A 3,265-nucleotide genomic window follows, 5' to 3' on the forward strand; every position below is an offset into this window, starting at 1 on the left:
CGGGTCATCCTGCCCATCACCGACCCGTACACGGTGCACCACGGCGCGCTCGGCTCCTTCGCGAGCGTGTACCTCCCCGAGGGCGCCGACCGCGAGGCCACCATCGAGGCCCTGCGCGCCATCGGAGGCGTGCAGGAGGTGCACGGCCGCGAGGAGGCGGCCGAGCGCTTCGCACAACCCGCCGACCGCATCGGCGACATCGTGGTCCTCGCGGAGGCGGGCACCGCCCTCGGCCGGTTCCCCGCCTGGCACGACCTCAGCGGGCTGGACGCCCCGCTCCGGTCCCACGGCGCGCTGGGCGAGCTCCAGATCCCCTTCCTGATCAACCGTCGACTCCCGGAGCCCGAGCCGCTCGACGAGCCCTACGGCGATCCCGCCGTGATCCACAACTATGACGCCTTCTGGGTGGCGACCACGCTCGTCGCCCAGCAGGAGAGCGGCAACGCTCACGCGCACTGACAGGCCGTGGCCCCCTCCCGGGGGTGGCCACGGTACCGGCGGCAGCTGCCGCCTCGACCCCGCGCCGCACGCCACGCGGCGCTCCCCGGCCCCCACCCAGATCGGTCGAGAACCATGTCGAACGCCGAGAACACCAGATCGGACACCAAAGGTCCAAGAGGTACCGTCACCCTCGAAGAACCCTTGAGTGAGCGCAAGTACAACAAGCTCAAGTGGCGCATGCTGCTGGCAGCGATGTTCTGCTACTTCTTCTTCTACACCGGCCGGCAGACCTTCGGCTTCGCCATCCCCGGCATCCAGGCCGACCTCGGCCTCAGCAAGGCGACCCTCGGCGGGATCAGCGGCATCCTGCTCTGGTCCTACGCCGCGGGCCAGATGATCAACGGCAACCTCGCCGACAAGTTCGGCGGCCGTCGCATGATGACCGCGGGCGCCATCCTGTCCACGCTCCTCAACTGGGCCACCAGCTTCTCCATCGGCCACAGGACGCTCAGCCTCCTGTGGGGCATGAACGGCTTCGCACAGTCCCTCGGCTGGCCCTCGGGCGGCCGGGTCATCTCCAACTGGTGGGGCCCGCGCGAGCGCGGCAGGAGCTTCGGCTTCTACACCTTCGCCGCCGGTATGGCGTCCGTCCTGGCCTTCGTCACCTCGACCATCGTCGTCGACACCCTCAAGCTCGACTGGCAGTGGATCTTCCGGGTCCCCGTCCTGCTGATGCTCGTCGGCGGCATCACCTTCTACATCATCGCCCGCGACAGCCCCAAGCACGCCGGCGTCACCCCGCCCGCCTCCGTCACCGAGGCCGAGGAGGAGGACGACCGGAACGACACCGTCGCCGTCCCCGGCGAGACGTCCTTCCAGCGCTACAAGGCCGTGCTGCGCAACCCCAAGATCTGGTCCACCGGCATCGCCATCGGCTTCCAGAACACCGCCCGCTACGGCCTGCTGATCTGGGTCCCGGTCTACTTCCTCGGCGAGAACTGGAAGAAGGGCGGCGGCGGCATAAACCCGCTGTGGATCTCGGTCGCGCTGCCCGTCGGCATGGCGGTCGGCGCCCTCACCAACGGCCAGATCTCCGACCGGCTCTTCGGTGCCCGCCGGGACCGCCCGATCATCCTCTTCATGATCATGGGCGCCGCGGCGTCCCTGACGATGTACTACGCGTCGCTCAGCGTCACCACCGGCATCGTGGTCCTCTTCCTCACCGGCTTCTTCGTCTACGGCCCGCAGTCCTCGTTCTGGGCGCTCTGCCCCGACATCGCCGGCAAGCGGATGGCCGGTACGGCGACCGGAGCGGTCAACTGCTTCGCCTACCTCTTCGCCGGAACGGCCGAGCCGTTCATCGGCGGCCTGATGGACAGCACCGGCAACACCAGCCTCATCTTCCTCTTCGTGGCCGGATGCTGCGGGTGCAGCGCGCTCGTCGCCCTCACGATCCGACGCTAAGGATTGTCCCGCAACTGCTGGCCATGGACGAAATGATCTTGCCCGTGGCCGGTGTGATCACGGCGTCGGAGCCGTCCTGGACAGCCCCGTTCGCCGGGCTGAGCCCGCGCGACTTCCGCAAGCTGATGACGATGCTGCAGCGCGAGGGATCCGACACGGTCAGGCAAGGCCGGCCCTGGGGCCTGCCGTCGGAGGACACCGGGTGCTGCCGGTCGCGGCCTACTGACGGACGAACCTGACGCTGCACCAACTCGTGCCGCTGTTCGGCGCGTCCAAGTCGGCGCCGACCGGATCAGCGACCACGTCGGACCGCTGATCCCGCTCAAGCCCCGGCTCCGGTTCCGCGAGGACACCGTGCTGATCGTGGACGACACCCTGGTCCCCGCCCGGGACCACGCCATCGCCGCACCGTCGAAGAACCACCGGTACTCCACCAACCACCAGGTCGTCATCGACGCCCACACCAAAGTTGTCGTCGCCATCGGCACACGTCTGCCGGGCAACCGCAACGACCGCGAGGCGTGGACCGAGTCGGCCGCCGCGGCCGCCGTCGGCAAGAGCACCACCATCGCCGACGGCGGCTACCTCGGAACCGGCCTGGTCACGGCCGCACCGCCGATCCCGCAGCAGCGAGCTGACGGAACGGCAGGCCCGGCACAACCATGACCACGAGCAGGCCAGAGCCCGTGTCGAGCACGTCTTCGCCCGAATGAAGACCTGGAAGATCTCGCGCGACTGCCGGCTGAGGGCGATGACGTTCACCACGCCATGCTCGGCATCGCCCGCTTCCACAACGTCCTCCAGGCCGCGTGACCGATCGCGACCAGCGATCAGCGATCAGCGATCCCTGCACCGAACCACTCCAAGGTCAACTACGAGAAAACCCTTAGGCGGAACCGGGCATGACGCAACCCACCACCGTGAACTCCGTACGCCGGACACCACTACCACCGACCGCGGCCATCTGGTCAGGGCCCGAGAAGGGCTTCAGCGTGGAGCGGCAGCCGCTCCCCGAGCTCCTTCCGGGCGAGGTCCTGGTCCGCATCGAACTGGCCACCGTGTGCGGCAGCGACCTGCACACCATCGCCGGTGACCGGCCCACTCCCGTGCCCACCGTCCTGGGACACGAGGCCGTCGGCGTCGTCGAGGCGGTCGGCGGCTCGCCCACCACCGTCGGCGGCCTGCCCGTCGTCCCCGGACAGCGGGTCACCTGGACGATCGGCACCTCCTGCGGCACCTGTCAGCGCTGTACCCGCGGCGTCCCACAGAAATGCGAGAGCGTCCGCAAGTACGGGCACGAGGCCATCACCGACCACTGGCGGTTCAACGGCGGCCTCGCCACCCACTGCCACCTGGCGGC

2 protein-coding genes and 2 pseudogenes are annotated in these 3,265 nt (G+C 69.1%); all 4 read left to right on the forward strand.

From position 1 onward, the window contains the following. Window positions 1-459 (forward strand): annotated as a pseudogene (locus tag ACFXHB_RS44525) (hypothetical protein); the annotation flags it as partial. 183 nt (window positions 460-642) lie between these two features. Further along, window positions 643-1,905: an MFS transporter gene (locus ACFXHB_RS44530; protein ID WP_380582915.1), complete on the forward strand. Its 1,263-nt coding sequence runs from the start codon at window positions 643-645 to the stop codon at window positions 1,903-1,905. Window positions 1,906-1,949: 44 nt separating this feature from the next. Further along, window positions 1,950-2,718: pseudogene (locus ACFXHB_RS44535) on the forward strand (transposase). An 89-nt stretch (window positions 2,719-2,807) separates the two neighbouring features. Further along, the coding region (locus ACFXHB_RS44540) for an alcohol dehydrogenase catalytic domain-containing protein (protein ID WP_380582917.1) at window positions 2,808-3,265 on the forward strand (458 nt) is incomplete at its 3' end.

The organism is Kitasatospora sp. NPDC059327 (assembly GCF_042752535.1).
Taxonomy (GTDB): domain Bacteria; phylum Actinomycetota; class Actinomycetes; order Streptomycetales; family Streptomycetaceae; genus Kitasatospora.